The following is a 24,173-nucleotide window of genomic DNA, read 5'->3' as shown; positions in this document are numbered from 1 at the left end:
CGCGTTTAAACTAATTTAAAATAAAGGTGGTTAATTGTGCTTGTTTAGCGACGCAAGCTTAGCTTGATATACGTTTAGCCTTTCTTTATTGCGCTCATACTGGATGGCTTTTTCAAGCAAGCTTTGTGTTTGCGCTGTGTTACCTTGTTGGTAGCGAATTTTAGCCAGCTCTAAATAGAGCTCCGATATATAAGGGGCTTTTGCAATGGCAAGTTCGAGTTGTTTTTTAGCTTGAGTGACCTTGCCCTGATGTAAGTTATTTTTAGCAATAACGAGTAGCTCGTAGGGATCTTTTTCTTTATCAACAAGCTGGCTTGTAAGGCGTTTTTCTAGTGTTTTATCTCCCAGCTCTTTTGCTAATATTCGATAGTTATTAATTAAATTTATACTTATATCGTTTCTATCAAGCGCGGTTTGGTAAATCATGTGAGCGCTTTTTAAATCGCCTGCACGGCGGTGCAGCACGCCGGCTATATTAAACAGCTCTGCATCGTTTGGGGTAAAGCGGTTGGCTTGCATAATTAAAGAGTAAGCCTTATTGAGATTGTTTTCGGCTAGTGCCGTGGCGGCTAAGTTGCTATAAAAATTAGAGAGTAAATCGTTATACGTAGCGCTGCCTGAATAAAAGCTGCCACGGGTGGGGAAGTAATCAATTAACGTGCCTGCGCGAATTATTACAATAATATCTTCATCTGTTTCTTTTTTTGGGGCGTAAATTTTCGTTCTAAAGTGGTTAGCAACATAAATTACATTGCCTTCTTTGGCATACACAGGTTCGCTCGTCATTTCTTGAAAGCTGGTTTCGAGATTTAAAAGCTGCGCATAGCTTTGCGTAAGTATGGCTAAACTAATGCAGTTACCTTCTGAGCGTTCAATCGCTTGTTGGGCTGTGAGGGTGGCGCCATCATACTTAAAGTTGGTGAGCTGGTTTTGCAGGTAATTAAAAATAATTTCATCAGCGCGAACATTGCTTAAACGTGAGTGTGCGTAGGCTAAAAACGCGCTTTTTTCAGGCTCCGACAGCTCAAAAATACTGTGCTCGCTAGGTGTTTTAACCTGCTCGAACAGCGAGTGATTTATTATATGGGTAAGTTGTACTTTTTTAATTGGCGCTTCGGGCGGGGTGCTACTGCAAGCAGTTAGCAATAAACTAAGTGTAAAAACTAAATATTTCATATATCACCTCACTGTGATTTTTAACATTACAGTGAGGTGATTTTTTAATCAAGCACTTACAGTGCGGTGTTTACTTAAGCGGTTTTTTTGAGACTGTTTTTTACGCTTACGGCGAGTAAACCATAAATAAAAGCCAGTACCGCCAAGCCAAACGGGGCTTAAACCAATAACACACCAAATTATTTTACTAATGAGCCCTGCAAAATAACCAAAGTGTAGTTTTCTAAAGCTATCAATTACTTGCCAACCTACACCCACTTCGCGAATGTCCCAGTTAGCCATATGCTCGCCCGTTAGCTTATTGTAAGTCACGGTATTGGCATATTCACTGGCAAGCGGGTTGCTGGTATCAACCTCACCAAATAACGTTATGTTTTCGTCTGGCTCAAGCGGCATTACTAAAAACGTACCATTAAAGGTGGGTATTTGCTTTTGGCTGTCATCAAGTACGTGCTGAAAAGAAATCTCTTCATTGTATAAATTTTTAGTTAATACAAAGTGCTCTTCTTCTGCGTGTTCAATTACTTCGTGATACCACACCGCGCCATTAAAGTAGCCGCCGGTGATGGCTAAAATTATAATAATTGGCGAGCCAATTACACCGGTCATTTTATGAATGTCGCTAAGTACTATTTGCAGAGTTGCACGCCAGCGTACGCTAAATAACCGCTGCCAAAACTTACGATAAATAATAAGACCTGTAATACCCAGTACTAAAAAAAACACCGCAAAAAAGAACCCTAAAACAGTGCCAGTTTGCCCTGGTAAGCTTTTTAAATCGTTAAGTAAAAAGGTGTAATGCAAGTCTAAAAACCAGTCGGTAAAGTAATGGCTAGTGCCTACTGGCTCCGATAAAATATTGCCCGTGTATTGATCTAAATGAAATTTATACCAGTCCTCTGTACCGCGTTTAATTAAATAAACCCGATCAGCAGTATCATCGTTAAATATTTCCCAGCTACCTACGACATACTCAGGGTAGGTTTTTTGAGTTTTTGTTATAAGTGTATCAATAGGTAAGCGGTTGGCTTGTTGTTGTACAACAAAGTGACTGTCTGGCATTAGTAAGCCGTCAATCTCGCTTTTAAATACCAAAACGCTACCAGTTATACTGATAACAAGCAGCGGAATAAGCGCTATAAGGGCTACCCAGCTGTGAATTTTAAAAAGTGTTTTTCTCATAGTTTATTTTTTGTGTAATTGCCACGGACCTGCGTATGATAACAATTATCAGTTCTATTTCATAGTTGTGCGATGAATGCACAATAATTGTTTTAGAGCGAGCCGATCTCTAGAGTAAAATGTGTTTAAGCTGTGGTGTAAGGTTGGTAACTTTTAAATGCAAAGAGGCTCTGGTGTTCACTTAAAGTAACGCTTTTTGTACAGCTATCTTGCCAGTGCCTAATATAGGTTTACGCTAATTTGTTGAGTAAAATGTATTCATCATTACAATGCGCGCTCACTTTAAAACCCTTTTAAAAACATATGTTTATTTATTGTTTCAGGCGGGTTTTATATTAACATTTAAGTAACGAGCGAGGTTGTTTTGGCGCACTATCTACCTATTTTGTCGGCTTTTATTTTAGTTTTTAGCTTTTTACCGCTATTGAGCAAAATTAGAAAGAATCGCAGTGTGTCGGGGTTATCACTATTAATGATGACCTTTGGTTTAGCGCAAAGCCTCTACTTTATTACCTACAATATTTATTTTGAACGCTACTTTATTGCTTTACCATTTTTTGTAACTGGGGCGCTAAGTGGCTTAATTTTATATTACTTTGCACGCTATAACGCCGCAAAAGCAGAACGTATACAGCTTGTGGCTATGCTTGGCTTTTCGTTATTACCTTTTTTATTGCTGTTAAATAAAAGCTTAGAAACATCATCGGTGCTCAACGCCCTTACATACGTAGGGCTGGTAATGAGCTCAGTGCGGGTTATGCCGCAAACGTACAAAACCTTACGCAGTGGCAATATTAGCAATTTAAGCGCCCGCTACTTTAGCTTGCAGTTTGTAGCAGGTACCTGTGGCTTATTTGTAGAGCTAAGCAGTGCTATGCCCAGCACCTCGCATATTTTAATGTTTGTTATGCTACTACTTACAAATGCCGTGCAATTTGCATGTATGCAATATTATAAAATGCGCCCCGCAATGGCTTAAAAAACAATCGTCTTCTATTTATATTGTGCTAAATATGTGGCAAGTTACTTTATCAAATAAAAGGATAAAGTATGAATTGGAATCAGTTTGGCTACATTTGCCGTGTCTATAGTTCTAAAACATTAAGTGCCGCACAAAAAGAAGAGCTAACCACACAATCGTATTTAGCCGTTTATGCTAATAAATACGCAGACAGTAAATTAGCCAATTGCCTTGCAGCAAAATTTGCCCTGCAAGATGCAGGTATTTTGCAAAAACAAGCCCTGCATTATCAATGTGTACCGCAGCTAGTTAGCGGGTATAAATTTGAGCACAAAGGCATTTTTAGCTATTTAACTGCTGTTTTTTTTATTTATGTTTTTTCTTCGCTTTTATATCAGTCTTTTGTTGTTCCTACATTTGTAGAGATATATAGCAATCATATGGCTTCTTCCGCGCACACCTTAGGTGATTACTTTTCTTATTGGTATGTGCCAATTATTCTATTGGTTTTACTGCAAAGCATTATTTTTATAGTAATTTTTAAAATTAAAAATGCATGCGCTTTAACCGACTCGCAGCCTTTTATTGGTTTATCAAAAGCTTTACTTCCCCGCAGTTTAATTAAGAAATACGATCGCCTAATGACAACGCTTAACTTTGCGGTAAATTTCAAAGAGGATGAAAACGCCGCAATAGTCGAAACTAAACATTTGGCTAAGTGTGATTCGTTAGGCTACGAAACTCATGAAGAGTTTAAAGTGTTACTTGAGCAGCTGCTGGAACAATTTAATTTGCAGGCTAAAGGCTTTATAAATAAGCTAGTTATTCTGTATGGATTAGTCATTGTTGTGTCAATTTACTTATTTGTGAAAGCGGCTTATCAACCAATTTTTATGCTAGGAGAAGTGTTATGAAGTCAAAAGGATTTACGCTAATTGAATTGATGGTCGTAATTTCTATTATTGGTATTTTGGCGGCCGTTGCTTTACCTCAATACAGTAAATATATGCAAAAAGCTGAACTTGTTGATCCGCTTGCTATGGCCGCAGTAATTAGAGAAGACGTAACTACGTATTACATTGAAAACAGAGAGTTTCCTAAAAATAATAAACAAGCAAACGTGCCTGAAAGTAAATATTTAATAGGAAATCGAGTGACAGGTATTTCCATAGAAAACGGTGCAATTAACATTAGCTTGGGGAATAAAGCCTCGCAGCCTTTGCAAAATACAGTTTTAACTTTTAGACCCGCAGTCGTTACTAATAGCCCCACAAGTCCTATTGCATGGTTATGTGGTTTTGATGAACCTGTTGTAGGGATGCAAGCTGTGGGTGAAAATAAAACGACAGTACCTAAAGATGTATTACCTTCGGCTTGTTTATAACTAATTTAGGGGGGAACCTATGCAACTCACCATCCATCAAATTGATGCGTTTACCAGCGAGTTATTTAAAGGCAATTACGCGGCTGTGATCCCGCTTGAGTCGTGGCTTAGTGATGAGTTAATGCTTAATATTGGCGCTGAAAATAATGTTTCTGAAACTGCGTTTACTTGCCCTTTGGCAGATGGCAGTTTTGCAATACGGTGGTTTTCGCCATTAATGGAAATAGATTTTTGCGGCCACGCTACGCTCGCTGCCGCGTATGTTTTATGCGAGCAGCACAACCTTAGCCAAGTGCGCTTTAACGCCGCGGCTGTAGGGGAGCTTATTGTTAATAAAAATAGCGATGGCAGTTTTGCTATGACCTTTCCTAAACAAGCGCCAGATGAAGTACAAGCGGTACCCGATGCGCTATTGAAAGGGTTGTCTATACAACCAGTTAAGGTGCTTAAAAATCGCCAAGCATATTTTGCTATATACGAAAATGCTCAACAAATTAATGATTTGACCACTGAGTCTGATTTGTTAAAAGCCTTATATCCACTTGATGTGGTCGCCACAGCGAGCTCTGCTGAGTACGATATTGTGTCTCGTTATTTTTGGCCAGCAAGTGGCGGCGAAGAAGACTTTGTTACGGGCTCTATTCATACCGGCCTTGCCCCTTACTGGGCGCAGCAATTAGGTAAAAATAAATTAAATGCGTATCAGGCTTCAAGCCGTGGTGGTTTTATACAATGCGAAGTAGGCGAAAATACAGTGACCTTAACCGGTAACGCTGTGCGGTATTTAAAAGGCACAATTTATTTATAAATAAACAGGCCACGTATTACGTGGCCTGTTTGATTTAGTTAATTAAGCTTCTAACGCTTTAGCTATTAAGTGATCAATATACTTTTTATGCGCTTTAGTTGCTGTATCGGCTCCCCATCCTACGCTTGTATCAGCTATTTGTGTTAGCTGATAGAGCGCGGCAGTTTTTGCCAAATTGTCGTGTTTACTGGCTTTGCCTAGGCCTGCAATAGCAATAAGCTGATTTACATACTCTATTTGTAGATTGCGGCTAACAGACGTGCTCTCTTTGCTATCAACAAAAATACTGGCAGTTAGGTCGTCCATAAATTGCGTTAGGCTATATTCGTTACCGTACAGCGCGGTGTCTGAAATACGCAGCATAACAGCAGGGTGCAGCAATTGCGCAAGTACTGTTTTTTGCATGCCTAAAATCATTTTGTGCGCTTTAGGGTCTTCATTTTTACCATAATGGCTAAAACCACGACGCTGTTGCTGTAAATAGTTATACAGTGGTTGCATGCTAGTGAGTACATCTGGCGCAAATACATATTTAGCAAGTATGTTCATTGCTTGTGTTTGGCGCTCAAGCGGTACTGGGGTAAAGGGTTTATCAGCATGCTTGTCGCCCACAACTGCACGTTCAACATATACGCCACCTATTTGGCGAGAAACAATGCCCGCTTGCGAGCGGTATTGGCCAAATAAACTATTAGCTGAGGTAACCAGTTGTTGGTAAGACTCACCCTTTACTGTGGCTTTATCTTTTAGCTCAGTAAATAACTTATTAATTAGCGCCATACGGTCGGCGCCATAGGCTGCAGGGTTTGATGAAAGGTCGCCTATCATTACCCGTGGGTCTATATGGCGACCCGGTGCGCGCATGTCGTCGGCATCGTTACCAAAGGCAAGCGTATGCTCGCTAGAGCGCGCTAATATAGTATTTAGGCGTGCGCGCTCTGCGGCTTCATCTTCAAGGGCTGTGCTGTAGCCATAGTTTATAGCCCAGTCGTCATAAGGGCCTGGCTTGGTTTGAAAAATATCGCCTTGCTGCACACCAATGGGTGCTATGTTGGCCGGCGCATAATCCATCACTGAGCCTGTAACTATGCCTTGGGTTTTGGTTTTATCATGAACCTCTTTTTCATCCCACAAAATAGACGATTTCATATTGTGGTTTAAGCCTAGTGTATGGCCTACTTCATGAAGAATTAACTGAGTTAAACCTTGGCGAATCATTTCATTGTCATCAATCGAGGCACCTGTTGCTAAGCCTTTAGCAAGTAATAGGTTTTGTTGAATTTCATGGCCTAGTGAGCAATTTAAATCGCCACTTGTGTGCAGGTTTTCGCCGTGGCTCATTGTGCCTTGTGTGTAAAGCGTGTCGTAAATCCAGCGGTTTTTCATAAACACAAACTCAAGCATAATGTCTGAGCCAAGTATTTCACCTGTTAGCGGGTTGGCAAGAGCCGGCCCGTAGCCACCAAATGGCGGTTTAGGTGATGATGTCCAACGTAATACGTTGTAGTTAATATCACCAGCATCCCAGGTTGCGTCATCGGGCTGTACTTTAACTTCTAGTGCGTTTTTAAAACCGGCTTTTTCAAAAGCGCTATTCCAGGTAAGTACGGCATCGCGTATTGTGTCGCGCCACTCTACTGGGGTGGTATTTTCTATCCACCAGGTAATTGGCTTTACTGGCTCAGAAAGCTCAGCACTAGGGTTTTTCTTTTGTAGGTCCCAGCGTTTAATAACATCTTCATACGGTGCCCAATCGGTCGAGGTCATTAGATCAAATTGATTGGTGAAATAGCCTATGCGCGCGTCATCTTTACGTGGTTTATAGTCGTTTTTTGGTAATGCAACAAAAGAGTGCTGCACCTTTACAGAGACATTGCGCGGGTCGCTTACTGCGCTTGTACCACGCACGGTGGGGCTGGCATTACTAAATACGTAATCTACAACCACATCTAAGTTATTTGGGTAAGGACGCTGCTTAACAATACGCGACTTTTTGCTGTTTAATTTACCCACTTTAAAGCGTTTTTTAGCTTTTTTATCGGCTGGGTTTGGCGTTGGCGATACCTTGTGTAGCGCCTCACTTAAAAATAGCTTGTTGACCTTAAAGGCTATTTTTCCTTGTTCTTCTTTTTCTATTTTAATGCTGGCTAAAACGGCTTCGCTAATATTGGCATTGCTTGCTTTGGCAATGGCACTGTTTTGATCAAATTTATAGCGAGGGGTTTTGCTAACTATATCTATGCGGTCAAAGTATTTTCTAAACTCAATAAGCTTGGTTTCTCTATAGGCACCGCGATAATGCCCAGCATCAGTGACACCGTCGACTGTATGGGCAAAGTATACAAAAGGGGTATTAAGCTGCGATTCGGTGATCACCATTAAGTGCTCACCGGTTTTTGGGTCTTGGTATAAATTAAAAATACCTGAAAATTCGGTTTGCCCTTCGACCATTTCGCTTAGGGTTGGTGGTTTTTTGTCTTCTTTTTTATCGCTAGCCAATGCGTGGCCGCTAAGCGCTACACTAAGTGTTAGCGCAAGGGTTGTTAATTTCATTGTAATAATCTTTTTCGCTGTTATTTATTTAGTGTGACTGTACGTAAATTAAAATTTGTTCGCACACCTTCTCGATGAAATAATAGCTTAAACCTGTAATTTGTTGATTTTAAATAGTAAAAGTTTGTAACAAAATATAATAAATGCGATGAATAGCAGGTGTTTGTTAACGGGTACACAGCTATATTTAGTTCCCAATTTGATTTGTAACAGTTGCTTACAAATGTCAGGTTAATGTTTTATTGCGCTCTGTTATTATAGTGTTAGTAGAAATATGAGGTAATTAGGATATGCAATCAAATTCACTGAGATGGGTGTTCCCATTTGTAGCATTAGCCATTGGTGTAGTGGGCTTTATGGGAATAAACGCTATTGCACAAGAAGATCAAAGTAAAACAGCAGTAGATACACGCCCCACCGTGCAAGTTGAGCCTGTAGAAGCTAATAATCATCAAGTAATAATAAACAGCTATGGCGAAATAAAACCATTAGAAAATACGCAGTTGGCGGCGCAGGTGTCGGGCGAAGTAATTAGCTGGCACCCTAACTTTGTAGCGGGTGGCGTGGTTTCTCGTGGCGATACACTTATTAGCATTGAAAAAGACAACTACGAAGCAGCCGTATTGGTAGCCGAAGCCGATTTAGCGCGCGCAAAAGCGGCCTTAATTGAAGAGCAAGCGCAGGCAAAAGTAGCCGAAGACGAAGCAAAGCGTTTTCCGAGTAAGGCACGTACTGACTTGTTTTTACGTAAACCGCAGGTGCTAAGCGCCCAAGCCGCGGTTAAATCGGCGCAAGCCGCATTAAAAAGAGCGCAACGCGATTTAGAAAACTGCGATATAAAAGCACCTTACGATGCGCTTGTTATAAGCCGCAATGTGGGGGTAGGCCAGTTTGTGGCTATGGGCGCACAAGTGGCCGATTTAAATAATATAGAAACAGCAGAGGTTATTATTCCTATTGCTGGTTTTGATAGCGTATTTTTACCGGAGCGAATTAAGGGCATTAAGGCCACTATTATTCAAAAAGGTTTAAACAGTTTTACACGTGAAGGCGTGATTGACCGCGACTTAGGTATTGTAGATAACGCGACGCGCATGAGCAGCTTAGTGGTACGTATTGAAGACCCTTACGCCTTAAAAACACAGCAACCGGCTATTAAATTTGGCAGCTACGTGCAGGTTAATTTTGCAGGTGCCATGCTTAATAATATTTACCGTTTGCCGCAATCATTAGTTAATAACCAAACGGTGTGGATAGTTAACGAAAACCAAGAGCTTGAACCGCGCAAAGTAACCGTAGTGAGAGAAGAAGGCGAGTACTTTTATATTAGCAGCGGACTTAACGCCGATGATAAGTTGGTTACCACGTTACCTGAGTACCCACAAAAAGGCATGCAGGTTAAAGTGGCTGGCATGGGCGAGCCAAGTAACGCTAATACAAACACCGAAAGTAGCGCTGATGCGCAACAGTTGTAAGGTGTAAATTAATGAGCGAATCAATTGAAAAAAAACAAACAGGGCTAATAGCTTATTTTGCTAAAAACTCTGTTGCAGCCAACCTAATGATGGTTTTTATCATCATCATGGGGATTATTAGTTACTTAACCATTCAGCGCCAAATGTTTCCTAATGTAGAAATTAACTACATTAATGTTGAGGCAAATTACCCCGGTGCCTCACCACAAGAAATTGAAGAAAGCATTCTTATAAAAATTGAAGAATCACTAAAGGATGTGACCGAAATTAAAAAGGGCGTGTACCGCGCCTTTAGAAATGGCGGTAGAGCAAGCCTTGAAATTAACACCGATGCAGAGCTTACCGATGTACTTGATAAGGTAAAGCTGCGCGTTGATGGTATTGCAACCTTTCCTGCAGGTATGGAACCTGTCACCATAAGTCAGATTGAGTTTAGACAAGATGTTATAGGGATGACCTTAGTTGCTGATTTGCCGCTGACAGAACTCAAACCAATTGCCAATCAAATTGAAGATGAGCTATTACAGCTATCAAACGTGTCGTTGGTAGAAAACGATGTGCCGCTTGATGAAATTGCCATTGAAATCGAACCAGACACTTTGCGCCAATACAACTTAACCCTAAGCGATGTAATGACCGCTGTGCGTAATTACTCTGCTAATTTTTCGGCGGGGCAACTAACAACAGATGCAGGGATTATTTCTGTTCGGGTTGAAAACCAGTATTACTCCGGCGATGAGTTTAGGCAAATTCCGGTAAAAATAGGCGAATACGGCGCTAAAGTATTGCTTCAAGACATTGCTGTTATTAAAGACCAATTTACCGAAGGCGAGCGCTACTTTAAATTTAATGGCGAAAACGCAGTGTATATGTCGGTAAAGGCAACGCAAGATCAAAACATGATCCCCGTTGCCGATTCGGTTAAAGCATTTATTGAGCAAAAAAATACCCAGCTGCCACCGGGCGTTAGGTTAGAGCCATTAATGGACATGACGTACTACCTAAATGCGCGCCTTGATATGATGAAAGCTAACTTGTTTCAAGGAGCAATATTAGTCGCTATTATGCTTTCGTTATTCTTGCGCTTTAAATTAGCGCTTTGGGTAATGATTGGCTTACCAGTGTGCTTTTTAGGCGCCATGATGCTAATGCCTTTATTTGGTATAAGCATTAATATTATTTCGTTGTTTGCTTTTATTATGGTGCTCGGGATTGTGGTAGATGACGCCATAGTAATAGGTGAGGCCGCCTATACTGAGGTTGAAAAAAGCGGAGGCGGAGTTGAAAACGTCGTCCGTGGTGCTAACCGTGTAGCAACCCCTGCTACATTTGGTGTACTAACAACCATTGCAGTGTTTGCCCCGTTTACACTTTCAAGCGGGCCAGAAAGCGCCTTCTTTTACGGTATTGCTGTAGTAGTTATGCTGTGTTTAGTATTTAGCTTAGTTGAATCAAAACTTATTTTACCGGCGCACATTGCCCACACGCACTTTTCACCTATTAAAAAAGGGGGCTGGCGCGATAGGTTTAATACCCGCTTTTTTGGTTTTGTAAATGGCCCTTATAAGCGTTTTATATCGCGTTGTGTAGATTGGCGTTGGACAGTATTGTTTGGCTTTATTGCTATGTTTTTTATAAGCATTGCGCTGATCACATCAAATAAAGTACGCACTGTACCCACTCCTAAAGTGCCGCATGATTTTCCGCAAATTCAAATAGAAATGAATGACAATGTGTCTGATTTACAAACTATTGCAGCTATTCGTGAAGTAGAAGCCATGGTGTTAAGAGTTGATGAAGAAACAGAGCGTGAATTTGGCCAAAAAATAATTCGTGATGTACTGGTATTTAACCAAGGCAGAACGGAGTCTCAGTTACTTGCGCCGTTGGTTGATGAAGATTTACGCCCTTATAACGCGTTTGAACTTTCGCGCCGCTGGCGAGAAGCTATGCCAACCATTGCCGGTATTAAATCACTCACTATTGAAGATGATGTTGGCGGCGGTGGCGGCACCGGCGAAGGCGAATTTGGTTATTTACTGTTTGGCTCTGATATAGAAACGCTTAATGCGGCAGGCCGTCGTTTTATTCAGCTATTGCAGCAACAAAAAGGCTTGTTTGATATAAGCTCGACCATTGACCCTGCTAGCAAAGAAGTGCAAATGAGCTTAAAACCTGTAGCTTACGATTTAGGGCTCGACCTTGCTAACATTGCAAACCAAGTAGGCGCTAGTTTTTATGGTGGCGAAGCGCAGCGTGTAATACGTAACGGCGAAGAAGTAAGAGTAATGGTACGTTACCCTAAACTGACTCGCGAAGCGTTTTCATCGCTAAAACACACTGTAGTTACTACACCGCAAGGGCGTGAAGTACTTTTAGGCGATGTGGTTGAATTAACCGAAACGCCGGGTATTAGCTATATTCGCCGTGAGGGCGGTTATCGTACTGTTTATGTGTACGGCAGTATTGATGAAGAAGTTATAGAGCCAGGCGAAGTGGTTTCGCAAGTAAAAGAAAACTTACTGCCGCAACTTAAAGAAGAATACCCAAGTGTTAAATCAGAGCTAGGTGGCGCAATAGAAGAGCAACAAGCGCAAGCTAATGAGCAGCTGCTGTTTTTTGTAGGCGGCATGATTTTAGTTTATATATTGCTTGCTGTACCACTTAAAAGTTATGCCCAGCCGCTTATTGTTATGTCGGTTATTCCGTTTAGTTTAACGGGGGCTATTTGGGGGCACTTTTGGTTTGATTTAGACATTAGCTTAATGTCGGGCTTTGGTTTAATAGCCGCGGCCGGCGTAGTAATAAACGACTCGCTGGTAATGACCGACTACGTAAACCAAGTACGCCGAGAGGGTGTAAGCGTTAAAAACGCGGTAATAGAAGCCGGTTGTGCACGCTTTAGGGCAATATTATTAACCTCTATTACAACCTTTGCAGGGGTTTTGCCCATAATGTTTGAAACCAGCTTACAAGCTAAGTTTGTAATCCCTATGGCAGTAGCGCTAGGCTTTGCGGTAATGTTTGCAACACTAATCACCCTTATATTGGTGCCGTGCTTGTACATTATTTTAGGCGATATTGGCGGCGTGTTTAAAATGGCTTTTCGAAAAGTATTTAGGCGAAAAGCCCCTATAAACCAAACCTCTTAAACTATTAAAAGCCAACTTTAACAAGTTGGCTTTTTAGTTATTTAGGGTTATATAAAAATCTCGGTTACATTCTTTTGTTTGAATAAGCTTTGCGCACGTTTTATAATCACTTTTTTCTGTTGGCAAATTAGTCGAAAGGCTAAGACGCAAAGTTTCCGGTCTAAGGTGTAAACTACGATAGCGGGGCTGCTGCATGATTTTTATACGGTATTGCTTGCCCTCAGTGTCGTTTTTGTGTATCCATATGATATGGATAAAATTTTGTGACTCTTAAGGTGTTACTGTGTTTATGCATACGTCGTTGGCCTGTGGAAAATGGTCAACTATAGGTTGTTTAAACCATCATACTCAATTATTCATTGGGGATGTGGTTAGTGTAACCTTTTCAGACATGCAAGGAGTGCTTGTTGATTTATCGTTTGATTATAAAATTACCTCTTTAGAACAAGGTGAGCCTCATGCTTGGCCACGCTTAGTTGCTGAGTATATAAACGTGCATGTGCCACTGGTAAGTGCAGGTAGAATGACCAAGCAAGGGTTGGTTGTTGGCTATAGAGATAACGAAATATTTGCCCTAGAAAGTAGTGGTATTAACAAGGCAAAGGTTGATTTTCATTGCATTGCAAAGTGCGATACCCCCGCTAAGTGCGCCAACCAAGCATATGATTTTGTATACCCTAATGGGGGTGAACAATACAACGCGGGGACTCGCGTACTGCAGCCTAAAACCGGTTATATATACCAATGTAAGGCATGGCCATTTAGCCAATTTTGCAGAACTAATAAAGATCCAAGCTTTGAGCCTGGTATCGGAAAAAGCTGGGCAATGGCCTGGACTAAGGTCTCTTAACGCTTTTAAAATAAAAACCATCTTCCCATGGGTGTAATGACAAGAATAAGATTGCAGTAATTTTAAAATTTGGACTTATACCTCAAGCCCACTCTCTATGAGTGGGCTTTTTTATTTTTATGATAAACTGCCTGCATTGTTATTTTTTATACGGTTTTGCTGTGTCTTTAAGTGAATTTTCTTCTCAATCATTAGCTCGTTTTCCTGTTGCTAAAAAGCAACCTCATCAATTAACTATGCACAATAAAACGCGCACCGATAACTACTACTGGATGCGCGATGATGAGCGCGAAAACCCAGAAATACTCGCCCATTTAGCAGCCGAAAATACATACTGCGATGAGCAACTAGCCGCAATAAAACCACTTCAAAACAGTATTTTTGAAGAACTAAAAGGGCGTATCGTAAAAGATGACAACACGGTGCCGGTTAAAGATGGTAAGTACTGGTATCACTCAGAGGTACGTGGTGACGATGAGTATTCGCGTCATTACAGAAGCACAAGTATTAACACCGATAACAAGCAGTTACTACTTGATGTAAATGCTTTAGCTCAAAACCATGAATTTTACGAACTAGGTGAAGTCGCGCTAAGCCCATGCGAGCAATTAATGGCATACAGCGAAGATACCGAAGGGCGCAGAATTTACAGTGTACATTTTAAAAACCTGCAAACAGGTGAAATGCTCAGCGATGTTTTAGAAAACACTGAAGGGCAAGTTGTTTGGGCTAACGACAATAAAACCGTATTTTACGTTAAAAAAGACTTACAAACGTTACTGGGTTTTCAGGTGTTTAGGCATGAACTAGGCACAGCGCAAAGCCAAGATGTCATGGTGTATGAAGAGCACGATAAAAGCTTTTTTATGGGCTTGGGTAAAAGCCGTGACGAGAGCCTTATTATTATAGATTTGGCCACCACCGAAACAAACGATACCTGGGTGCTTGATGCCAATAACCCGCAAGGAGAATTTAACGCATTACTACCGCGCGAAGAAGGGCATGAGTTTGATATAGATAAACACGGCGATACTTATTACATAGTAACTAACTGGCAAGCTAAAAATTTCAGACTGATGACGGCAACAAGCGAAACGATTGCAGATAAAACGCAGTGGCAAGAGCACACCGCGCACCGTGAGCATGTATTGCTTGAAGGCGTAGAGATATTTGACGACTTTTTAGTATTAACTGAGCGCGAGCAAGGTCAAGCTCGCTTTGTTGTTATTAACCAAGCTCAAGAGCGCATGGCGCTTGAATTTAGCGACCCATGTTACTATGCCGCTGTGGCGATGAACCCCGAGCCACAGGCGCGTTCGGTACGTATTTATTATTCAAGTCTAACCACGCCAGGAACGTTGTACGATGTTGATTTAGCCACGGGCAAAAAAACATTGTTAAAACAGCAGCAAGTACTGGGCGGGTTTGATAGTGCACTTTATGCCTCTGAGCGCTTATTCGTGACAGCACGCGATGGCGTGCAAGTACCTGTTTCATTAGTTTATAGAAAAGACACCTTTACCAAAGATGGCACTAACCCACTGTTTCAATATGGCTATGGTGCATATGGTTACACGATAGATCCGAGCTTTTCGAGTACCTCATTGAGTTTGCTAGATCGCGGTTTTGTGTATGCGATTGCACATGTTAGAGGCTCCGAAATGCTAGGACGCCATTGGTACGAGCAAGGTAAAAAAGAGCATAAACAAAATAGCTTTAGCGACTTTATTGATATTACAAAGGCTCTTGTAGAGCAAGGCTACGGTGATAAAAACAAAGTATTTGCCTCTGGCGGCAGTGCAGGTGGTTTGTTAATGGGCACTGTATTAAACCAAGCGCCAGAGCTTTACTTAGGTGTAGGGTGTCATGTGCCATTTTTAGATGTGTTAACCACCATGCTAGATGAAAGTATTCCACTTACCACTAACGAGTATGATGAATGGGGCAACCCAAACGATGAGCACTTTTATGATGTAATAGCCGCGTACTCGCCGTACGATAATATTAGCGCCCAAGATTACCCGCACATTTTAGTCACCACAGGCTTGCACGACTCTCAAGTACAGTATTGGGAGCCTATGAAGTGGGTAGCAAAAATGCGAGAACTCAAAACCGATAACAATATACTGGTATTCAAAACCGACATGGATGCAGGGCATGGCGGCGCATCTGGGCGTTTTAAAAGCCTTGAAGAAAAAGCCCTCGAAATGGCCTTTTTTATTGCGCTTATAAATTAACTGCAAAATACGCAAAATGTATTAAGCTTTAATGAAGCACTGATATATAAAAGGTTATTTATGTTTAGAGCACATGGAGAGTTTTATATTTGCTCTCAGCCACCCACCATGTATTTAAAGCTAATGGGTAGTTTTAATAATGAAGGAATTACTTTACTAACTAATGGCGTGGTGAACGAACTAAGTATGCACCCCAAAGGCGCACTAAAGTGTGTTGTGGTTAATTTAGAAGAATTTGAGTTAATAACTGTAGATAGCATGGACTCGTTAGAGGCGTACTTTGCCAGCGTAAAAGAGCGTGGCTACGAACGCGTAGATTACTTATATGCAAACATTATTGCTAAAAATATGTTCGAGAAGGTCTGGAACAACAGCGATATTGAAGTTAACTTTTATAAAGACTCAGAAAGTTACCTACATCAACACCCAGACGATGAATACATTAAAACCTACTGGTAAATAGAATTACAAGCCCCTATGCTACGGGGCTTATAATGCTCTCTAGGCAGTTTTTGTACCTTCTTGATAAATTTAACGAGATATTGTTTTTAAGCTTCACTTTATAGTCACCGCTGTCTGTTGACATAAGCTCTTTTATGGCATGTTTTCTAACTAGCGTGGAGCGGTGAATACGTATAAAACCTTCAGGCTCTAGCTGTTGCTCAATGTTTTTCATGGTTTCACGGTGTAAAACGGGGGCGCTGTTACCATTAAAGTGCAGCTCTACATAATTACCCGCACCGTTTATCCATACAATATCGTTAATATCTATTAAACGTACCTTACCTACATCTTTAACAACAATATGTGCAGCAATGGGTTGCTCGTTTTCAGATGCGGCTTTAAACAAGCGCTCGGCTTGTGTGGCTAATGGGCATAAATGAATAAGCTTATCGAAGCATTTTTCAAGCCTTGAAGCGGTTGCATCGACGGTTAAAAAATAGACTGCGCCGACTTCAAACGCAAAATTAGCAAATTCAGCCGACCTAGCAATCACCACCACTTTCATTGTTTTAGCCAATTCAGTTAGGTGCACTATTTGAGTAGGATCATTTAAATTAGATAATTCGTAAAAAAGCACATTAAAACGAGAGGTATCTATTTGATCTAAACGCTGCTCGGGCAGTTGCGTTTGCGAATCAAAGTGACGGTGAGCTTGCACCTGCTGAGTTAAGAATGTTGCAAATTTGCTCGTGCTAACTCTAATTAGTGCATGAAAGTAAGTAATCATAAAAAATCCATCTCTAGAGTGTGTAGTTATAAAGACCGTGTATTTAATAAAAAATGTTAAAAAATTTAATCTAATTTATAACAATCTGGGATAAGTACCTTCATCCCATATATCCTGCTGCTTGTACCTGACTAAGTGCCTATTAAATAATGCGCATAGTGTCTTAAAATTATTCCACTTAATGTTGAAATGTTTGTAACCAACCAGTTACAAAAATAACATTTCAGGGGCATTATAGTATGAAAAAAATAAATAACTTAGATAGTCGTACATTTAAAAAATCTTCATTGTCTTTAGCACTTAGTGCGACAGTGCTTGCTGGCTTTTCTTTTCAAGGTATAGCCGCAGAAGAAGACGAACTAGAAAAAATAGAACGCGTGCAAGTAACGGGTTCTCGTATTCGTTCAGCCGAGGCGATGTCATCTGCACCTATACAGGTTGTAAGTGGCGAGGCAATTGATGCATCGGGTTCTTTAAACATTCAAAACCTACTGCTAGAAAACCCAGCATTTGGTTCTCCAGCTATTAGCCGTACTAACTCTAACTTTTCAACTGCAAGCGCGGGTGTAGCTACTGTTGATTTGCGTAACTTAGGTTCAAACCGTACTTTAGTACTTGTGAATGGGCGCCGTTATGTATCGGGTGTACCTGGTAGCTCGGCAGTTGATTTAAATACCATTCCTAGTCAATTTATTGAGCGCGTGGAAATTATGACCGGTGGCGCATCATCAGTATATGGCTCTGATGCGGTTGCAGGTGTAGTTAACTTTGTACTAAAAGATGACTTTGAAGGCGTAGAATTTGAAGGCCAATACGGCGAATCAAGCGAAGGCGATGATGAATCGCGCCAGTTTTCTTTTACCTCGGGTTTAACTACGGGTGATGGCAAAGGTCAAGCCATGTTCCACTTAGGCTACTCAGACCAAGGAGCTGTGTTTTCACGCGATCGTGAGCGCTCTGCAGTAGACCAATTTTCAGGTATTTATTTTGAAGGCGATCCGGCGGCAAACCCGGGCTCTATTTTTGAAGCCGTTAATCCGTTTTTCTCATCATTTCCGCCACAAGGGCGTTTTGATGCGGGCGATACACGCTTTACTTACGATCCAAACAACAACTTACAGGACTCGTTTAGCACCAATGGCGGTGACGGTATAGATGCCAACGGCTTTAACCGAAGCGGCGTACGTACCATTGCTATACCAACAGAGCGCTACTTATTTGCCTCAAATGGTAGTTACGAGCTAACAGATAAACACAGCTTCTTTTTTGAAGGGACGTACGCATCTAGTACCACTATTTCAGAGTTAGAGCCTTTTCCGTTAGCCTCAGATGACATTTATGCCAATGGCCGCGTGCCAATTGAGTTTGACGTAAATGGCGAAATGCTCAGAAATGCCTTTGTGTCAGATGATATTTACAATGCAGCAACAGACACCGACGGTGATGGTGCTAGAGATATCTTTTTTGCAAAACGTTTAAGTGATGTAGGTAACCGTGGTGCCCGTGCAGAGCGTGATACATTCCGCTTAGCTGTGGGCTTTCAGGGTGAGATTAACGACAGCTGGTTTTACGATACCTACTATGTGTACGGTAAAACGAAAGAGTCGCAAGTTTCAGGTGGCTTAGTAAATGTACAAAGCTTTCGCCAAGGTTTAGAGGCGGTAATTGATAGCCAAGATTTAGATGCGGATGGCATTACCGATGAAGCGATTTGTATTGATGCAACAGCGCGTGGCTTTAATTGTGCGCCAGTAAACATTTACGGATTTAATTCACTATCGCAAGGTGCAATTGACTTTGTTAGTGCGCCAAGTACGCTTTCTACGTCGGTAGAGCAAGAAATTATTGGCGGTAATGTCTCAGGTGATTTATTTGAGCTGCCTGCGGGTATGGTAGGTATTGCGGCTGGTTTTGAATACCGCGAAGAGTTTTCTCGCAGTGAATTTGATGCCCTACAGCAAGCAGGCTTAAATGCCGGTAATGCAATTCCTGCAACCGAAGGTTCTTTTGATGTAACTGAATACTATGTTGAGGCTAACATTCCAGTGCTGGATGCGGTAACAATGAACGCCGCAGTCCGTTTATCTGACTACTCAACAGTAGGTAATACAGAAAGCTGGAACGTAGGTGTTGATTGGGAAGTGATGGATAGCTTACGCCTTCGTGCTACCCGTGCTCGTTCTACACGTGCGCCTAATATTGATGAGTTATTTTCACCGCCTTCGCAAACATTCCCAAGTGGTTTAAACGATCCATGTATAGGTGTTACAAACAGTGGCGGTGGCGCTGTAGGTGATGCGTGTCGTGCCGATGCGGGTGTTACAAATAATATTGCAACAAACGGTGAGTTTACCCTTAACCAGTCTGATTTACAGGGTATTAGTGGTTTTAACCGTGGTAACCCAGACTTAAAAGAAGAAGTGGGCGACTCTGTGACTGTGGGTGTGGTATTTACCCCAGAGGAGTTAATCTCGGGCCTTGACGTTACCCTTGATTACTTTGATATAGAAATCACTGATGCGATTGTATCTACACCGCGCCAATTTATTCTAGACCAATGTTATGGCGGTGGTGATGATAGCTTCTGTAGCTTTATAACTCGTCGTAGCGGCCCTTCTGGTAATAATAGCGCAGGGTCACTTGAGTTTATTGACAGTGGTGTATCAAATAGTGGTGGCTTAGGAACTGAAGGTGTTGATTTAACACTAACTTACTCTGCCGATATTGGTCCATGCGCATTTAGAACTCGCCTTGCATACACTTACTTGATTGACGGTTACACTATTCCGTTACCGGGTGCGGATAAAGATGAGTTTGCAGGTGAAATTGGCGCATCTGAGCACAAAGCTAACTGGAACTTAGGCTATAAGCTTGATGACTTTGATTTTAACTGGAGCATGACCTACATAGGGGCTGCTGACTTTGATGATCAATTCTTAAGTGGCTTTGGTATACCTGCTGGCGGCGTGGGTATTGGCTCAGTAACCTACCACGATGTACAAGCAAGCTATCATATAAGTGACGCGGTAGAGCTATACGCCGGCGCTAACAATTTATTTGATAAAGAGCCTCCACGTATACTTTCAGGTGTAAGTGGCTCAAGCACAGGCACTGAAACCGACGCAGGTACGTATGACCCAATCGGACAAACCTTCTATATTGGTTTTAGAAGTAAATTTTAAGCAGTTAATACTGCACAATTGTAGTTTTTCCAGCTTCACTTAATTAAGGAGCTGGTATTAACAAAAGCCCCAGCCGTTGCTGGGACTTTTTAATGCAAGCGCGAAAAGGGTGGGCTAGTTTGCTTTAAAATTATTTATGCTCCGCTTAAACCAAAAACAACGCCACTGGTAACAGTGGCGTTGTTTAGTCAATAGGGGGCGCTAATATAGTATCCGAATCGCAAAGAAATTTACGATTCTCCCTATTTGTAGCCCTCCCCTTTTGAGGGCTTATTTTTTAGCTTAGTCTAAGTACGCTTTTAACATCCATACTAGTTTTTCTTGCTCTGAAATATAATCACCCATTAATGACGCTGTACCTTCATCATCTGCATCGCCTGCTTGAGTAAGTACTTCACGTTGCATTTTAATTAGTGTGCTGTAGCCAGCTAATAGGTTTTCTACGGCTGCGGTACCATCGCTAATGTTTTTAGCTTCTTTAATTTCACTTACTTCTAAGTAATCAGAAAACGCATGTAGTGGCGCGCCATCTAACGTTAAAATACGTTCAGCAATTTCATCTACTTTTTCAAGCAGAAGATTGTAAATCTCTTCAAATTTAATGTGTAATTCAAAAAAGTTACGGCCTTTAATATTCCAATGAAAACCGCGCGCATTCATGTATTGAATTTGGTAGCTGCTCAATAATGTATTGAGTGACTTAACAATGTCTTCGCTTTTTGCGCTGTTTAAACCAATTGCATTTACCTGTGACATACCTTGCTCCTTGATGAACCGTTTATTTATGAACTGATGATCATTATTGCTCAGTGCTATTAATTAGTAAAATTGTTTAAACCAGTCAATGCAATAGGTTTTAACTATTAATAACGTGCAGCGCAATAAATCACTCATACAATATAGATGGGTTGAATTTATTAAAATTCTACCCCTTAACAATAAAATAAAGACAAAACATGGATAAATTATGATCTAAAACAAGTTTTCTACAAGGTTGAATATTGGCTATTTGATGTATTGATCTAAATCAGTAAATGCTTATGGCAGTAGCGCATAATTCACTCAAGCAAAATAAATATCTTAAATTTATTGGAGAGCGATTATGGATGCAAAAACAGTAAAACAAAATAAAGCAGAGTTAATAGTGGTAGGTATAGCCGTTATAGCATTTGTATTGGGGCTGGTGGCGCATTTAGCAGGCGCAAGTTTTGCCAATGCCGACACGTTTGGCTACATTGCCGCACCCATGCCACTTATTTTAGGGGTGATATTCTTAATCAGTTATAAAATAGCAGAGGCGGGCGAAGACTAGGCTGCTTCGTTAAGGCACTTAATAATGTACTCAAGCACTTGGCGAGAGTAAATCATACTGGTATGGCTTAAATGAAATACTTTATGCTCAGCCATGCCTTTAAGCTTGGTTTCGTCTAGTAAAACGGTGCCATCGGACTGACTGCCTTTGACAATTAACGGCATTAAACCAATGGGCAAATCGCCAGCAATACTGTAAAGCTTGGCCTTAAACGGCCAGTTACCATTTTTAGTGAGTAAAAACTCGACGCTGTTTTTTAAAAAGGTTTCAAACCCTTTTTGCTTCATCTTTTGCGCTATGTGGCTGCCTTGATGGGGTGTGCCAAGCGTAATCACTTTAGTGACATGGTGACTCGCTGGCGTGCCTGCCTCTAAGTAGGCGCGGGCAATTAATCCGCCCATAGAGTGACATACTAATGCAGAGGGCTCATCACCAATAAACTCATCAATTTGTTTAAATATGGTGCTTAAGTTAGGGTCGAGCGTATTGTAAGTGAGATTCAGTACTTTAACTCCAGACTGTTCAAGACGAGAGCAGAGCGGGCGCATAACAAAGCCCGACATATAAAGGCCGTGTAATACAATAACGTGGTTTATTTTCATACGCCCTTACCTACAATTTACATTAACTGTTGTGGTTTTATTTCGATATTAGCCGTATCAGAACTGACCCACACATCACCATCTTGAACGGTAATGGTAAGTTTTATATTGCGGTCGGCTAAATCTGCAAGTGCCTGAGTAGCAGCGTAATCAAGGCTAAAAATACTTAAGTTTTTAAAATCGTACAACTTAGGTTGATGTTTTTGCCACCAAATAGCTTGGTTGTTTTCGCCATAGGTATAAAGCACCACTTTTTTAGCTTTATTGCAGGCTTTTTTAAGCCGCTTTTCATCTGGCAGGCCCAGCTCAATCCACAGCTCTATCTCTTCACTGTAGTTTACATGCCAAAGCTCAGGTTCATCGTCGGCACTTAAGCCTTTGGTAAATTCTAAGCCATCACAACTATTTAGCGCATAGGCTAATAAGCGAATCATCAACCGTTGCTCGGTTTCAGAGGGATGCTGTGCCAACGTTAAATTAAAATCTTGGTACACGTGGCGGTCCATATCGCTTAACGATAATTGCGCTTTAATAATGGTAGATTTAAGAGCCATAATATCTAATCTAAAAAAATTTGCGCCAGTATAGCGCAATTAAATGAATTGCCAGTTAAAATAGCGTCAAATTATATGTTAGGAGTTAAAAATGGCTATCCAGTGGTTCCCTGGGCGCTTGTATTAACTTCCGTGCCGCTCCGTAGTGTTACTTAAACTCCTTAAAAAACATGTGTTTAATCTGTTTTTATTCCGTATTTGTCCAGTCTAATCTTGTTGCTTCTACTATTTTTAGTACCCACGTTAGTACCCATGAGATTATGTTTTATATATACTAGCCTTAATCATCATTATGGAGCTTATTATGGCTAGGCCTGTAGTTCGTCTAACGGATAAGAAAATAAAATCAATTACTAGTACAGGCAAAGAACAAACGCTTTCTGACGGTGGCGGTCTTCAACTGCGTGTTTTACCTAGTGGTACTAAATCTTGGCAATTTAAGTTTAAAGATCCAATAAGTGATAAATTTAATAAATTACCCCTTGGGCTTTATCCAGCACTATCGCTTGCTAACGCACGTACTAAAGCTATTGAGTATCAAGAACTACTAGCGCAAGGTATTAACCCAAAGGCATATGAGCTTGCAAAAAAGCGAACAGAGAGCCGAAAAGCTGCGAATACTTTTTTAGCTGCCGCAGAGCTTTGGTTTGAACGAAAAAAGCCAACTGTTACACCTCATCATGCAGCTAGAGAATGGCGAACGCTTGAGATGTATATTTTCCCGAAAATGAAGGGCATGCCTTTAGAAAGCATTACAGCGATTGATACCATTGAAATTCTCAGGCCACTTGAGGCTGACGGTAAACACTCTACAATCAAGCGTATTTGCCAAAGCCTGAATCAAATCATGGATTACTCAGTAAACCATGGTTTCATCAATGCCAATCCACTAGCAAAAATCATAAAAGTATTTACTAAAAATAAAGTAGAACATATGGCTACTATTAAGCCTGAAGAGCTCCCTGATTTTTTAACTGCTTTGAATAACTCACAAACTATTCAGAATAAAACTAAACTTTTAATCTTGTGGCAATTGCACACTATGACTCGCTCAAAGGAAGCCGCAGGCACTAAGTGGGCTGACATTAATATTGAAGAGGCTGTATGGGCGATCCCAGCCGAAGAAATGAAACGCAGAAGAGCGCACCGAGTACCTTTAACGTCTGCTACTTTGGCAATACTTGAGCAAATGAAGCCACTCAGCGGTCACCATGAATATGTATTCCCGAGTGAACGTAATGAGAAGAGTCATGCAAGCACCTATACGGTCAATGCAGCCATTAAACGCAGTTTAGGCTACAAAGGTAAGCTGGTAGCCCATGGACTGCGTTCTGTCGCCTCTACAGCACTTCATGAAAAAGGTTACGATAGTCTGTTAGTTGAAGCCTGCTTAGCCCACGCAGATGAAAATGAAACAAGAGCGGCATATAACCGCTCTGATTATTTAGAGCAACGCAGGCCAATAATGGGCTGGTGGAGTGAGTTAATTGAGCAGGCTAGTCTCAAATAAATGT

Annotated in this window: 19 protein-coding genes and 1 riboswitch; of the genes, 12 read left to right on the top strand and 7 right to left on the bottom strand. The window is 41.1% G+C overall.

Annotated elements, in window-relative coordinates:
- Positions 1–30: 30 nt before the first annotated feature.
- Entirely contained in the window at positions 31–1,176 is a 1,146-nt protein-coding gene (locus tag MSC25_RS13815) for a hypothetical protein (protein ID WP_055255440.1), read from the bottom strand.
- Between the two features lie 48 nt (positions 1,177–1,224).
- Complete coding sequence (locus MSC25_RS13810) at positions 1,225–2,358, bottom strand: PepSY-associated TM helix domain-containing protein (protein ID WP_024033989.1); 1,134 nt, start codon at positions 2,356–2,358, stop codon at positions 1,225–1,227.
- A 364-nt stretch (positions 2,359–2,722) separates the two neighbouring features.
- On the opposite strand from MSC25_RS13810, the gene MSC25_RS13805 reads away from it, so the two are divergent.
- The 4 genes from MSC25_RS13805 (at position 2,723) to MSC25_RS13790 (ending at position 5,511) form a co-directional block, all read left to right on the top strand.
- Positions 2,723–3,337, top strand: a complete 615-nt coding sequence (locus MSC25_RS13805) for a PQ-loop domain-containing transporter (RefSeq protein WP_029773076.1) — start codon at positions 2,723–2,725, stop codon at positions 3,335–3,337.
- A gap of 71 nt (positions 3,338–3,408) precedes the next feature.
- Complete coding sequence (locus MSC25_RS13800) at positions 3,409–4,233, top strand: hypothetical protein (protein WP_138577363.1); 825 nt, start codon at positions 3,409–3,411, stop codon at positions 4,231–4,233.
- Positions 4,230–4,703: a pilin gene (locus MSC25_RS13795; protein ID WP_004586002.1), complete on the top strand. Its 474-nt coding sequence runs from the start codon at positions 4,230–4,232 to the stop codon at positions 4,701–4,703. The genes MSC25_RS13800 and MSC25_RS13795 overlap by 4 nt, the downstream gene beginning before the upstream one ends.
- 19 nt (positions 4,704–4,722) lie before the next feature.
- Positions 4,723–5,511: a PhzF family phenazine biosynthesis protein gene (locus MSC25_RS13790; protein ID WP_248443762.1), complete on the top strand. Its 789-nt coding sequence runs from the start codon at positions 4,723–4,725 to the stop codon at positions 5,509–5,511.
- A gap of 42 nt (positions 5,512–5,553) precedes the next feature.
- Here the strand turns inward: MSC25_RS13790 and MSC25_RS13785 are convergent, their stop codons facing one another.
- Positions 5,554–8,064: a zinc-dependent metalloprotease gene (locus MSC25_RS13785; protein WP_248443761.1), complete on the bottom strand. Its 2,511-nt coding sequence runs from the start codon at positions 8,062–8,064 to the stop codon at positions 5,554–5,556.
- A 290-nt stretch (positions 8,065–8,354) separates the two neighbouring features.
- On the opposite strand from MSC25_RS13785, the gene MSC25_RS13780 reads away from it, so the two are divergent.
- The 5 genes from MSC25_RS13780 (at position 8,355) to MSC25_RS13760 (ending at position 16,237) form a co-directional block, all read left to right on the top strand.
- Positions 8,355–9,539 carry an efflux RND transporter periplasmic adaptor subunit gene (locus MSC25_RS13780; protein ID WP_004585999.1) on the top strand — a complete coding sequence of 395 codons (1,185 nt, stop codon included), beginning with the start codon at positions 8,355–8,357 and terminating at the stop codon, positions 9,537–9,539.
- Positions 9,540–9,550: 11 nt separating this feature from the next.
- Positions 9,551–12,691 carry an efflux RND transporter permease subunit gene (locus MSC25_RS13775; protein ID WP_004585998.1) on the top strand — a complete coding sequence of 1,047 codons (3,141 nt, stop codon included), beginning with the start codon at positions 9,551–9,553 and terminating at the stop codon, positions 12,689–12,691.
- 111 nt (positions 12,692–12,802) lie between these two features.
- Positions 12,803–12,885: riboswitch (cyclic di-GMP riboswitch) on the top strand.
- A gap of 95 nt (positions 12,886–12,980) precedes the next feature.
- Positions 12,981–13,541: a chitin-binding protein gene (locus MSC25_RS13770; RefSeq protein WP_248443760.1), complete on the top strand. Its 561-nt coding sequence runs from the start codon at positions 12,981–12,983 to the stop codon at positions 13,539–13,541.
- Positions 13,542–13,702: 161 nt separating this feature from the next.
- Positions 13,703–15,778 carry a S9 family peptidase gene (locus MSC25_RS13765; protein WP_248443759.1) on the top strand — a complete coding sequence of 692 codons (2,076 nt, stop codon included), beginning with the start codon at positions 13,703–13,705 and terminating at the stop codon, positions 15,776–15,778.
- Positions 15,779–15,838: 60 nt separating this feature from the next.
- A complete protein-coding gene (locus MSC25_RS13760; RefSeq protein WP_004585995.1) occupies positions 15,839–16,237 on the top strand; it encodes a hypothetical protein in 399 nt (132 codons plus the stop codon).
- Between the two features lie 16 nt (positions 16,238–16,253).
- Here the strand turns inward: MSC25_RS13760 and MSC25_RS13755 are convergent, their stop codons facing one another.
- A complete protein-coding gene (locus MSC25_RS13755) occupies positions 16,254–17,009 on the bottom strand; it encodes a LytTR family DNA-binding domain-containing protein (protein WP_248443758.1) in 756 nt (251 codons plus the stop codon).
- Between the two features lie 239 nt (positions 17,010–17,248).
- Between MSC25_RS13755 and MSC25_RS13750 the strand changes: the two genes are divergently transcribed.
- Entirely contained in the window at positions 17,249–20,191 is a 2,943-nt protein-coding gene (locus tag MSC25_RS13750; protein ID WP_248443757.1) for a TonB-dependent receptor, read from the top strand.
- Positions 20,192–20,473: 282 nt separating this feature from the next.
- Here the strand turns inward: MSC25_RS13750 and MSC25_RS13745 are convergent, their stop codons facing one another.
- The gene (locus MSC25_RS13745) at positions 20,474–20,947 is read right to left on the bottom strand and encodes a Dps family protein (RefSeq protein ID WP_004585992.1); all 474 of its coding nucleotides are present in this window, start codon (positions 20,945–20,947) and stop codon (positions 20,474–20,476) included.
- A gap of 346 nt (positions 20,948–21,293) precedes the next feature.
- On the opposite strand from MSC25_RS13745, the gene MSC25_RS13740 reads away from it, so the two are divergent.
- A complete protein-coding gene (locus MSC25_RS13740) occupies positions 21,294–21,503 on the top strand; it encodes a hypothetical protein (RefSeq protein ID WP_024033977.1) in 210 nt (69 codons plus the stop codon).
- Here the strand turns inward: MSC25_RS13740 and MSC25_RS13735 are convergent.
- Entirely contained in the window at positions 21,500–22,105 is a 606-nt protein-coding gene (locus tag MSC25_RS13735) for an alpha/beta hydrolase (RefSeq protein ID WP_004585990.1), read from the bottom strand. The genes MSC25_RS13740 and MSC25_RS13735 overlap by 4 nt on opposite strands.
- Positions 22,106–22,122: 17 nt before the next feature.
- Positions 22,123–22,659, bottom strand: a complete 537-nt coding sequence (locus MSC25_RS13730) for a YaeQ family protein (protein ID WP_024033976.1) — start codon at positions 22,657–22,659, stop codon at positions 22,123–22,125.
- Positions 22,660–22,963: 304 nt separating this feature from the next.
- On the opposite strand from MSC25_RS13730, the gene MSC25_RS13725 reads away from it, so the two are divergent.
- Positions 22,964–24,169 carry a tyrosine-type recombinase/integrase gene (locus tag MSC25_RS13725; protein WP_248443756.1) on the top strand — a complete coding sequence of 402 codons (1,206 nt, stop codon included), beginning with the start codon at positions 22,964–22,966 and terminating at the stop codon, positions 24,167–24,169.
- The last annotated feature ends 4 nt before the right edge of the window (positions 24,170–24,173 follow it).

Origin of the sequence: Pseudoalteromonas sp. 1CM17D (assembly GCF_023161805.1) — a bacterium.
Classification (GTDB): Bacteria; Pseudomonadota; Gammaproteobacteria; order Enterobacterales; family Alteromonadaceae; genus Pseudoalteromonas; species Pseudoalteromonas atlantica.
This window is presented reverse-complemented; position numbering and strand designations above follow the sequence as displayed.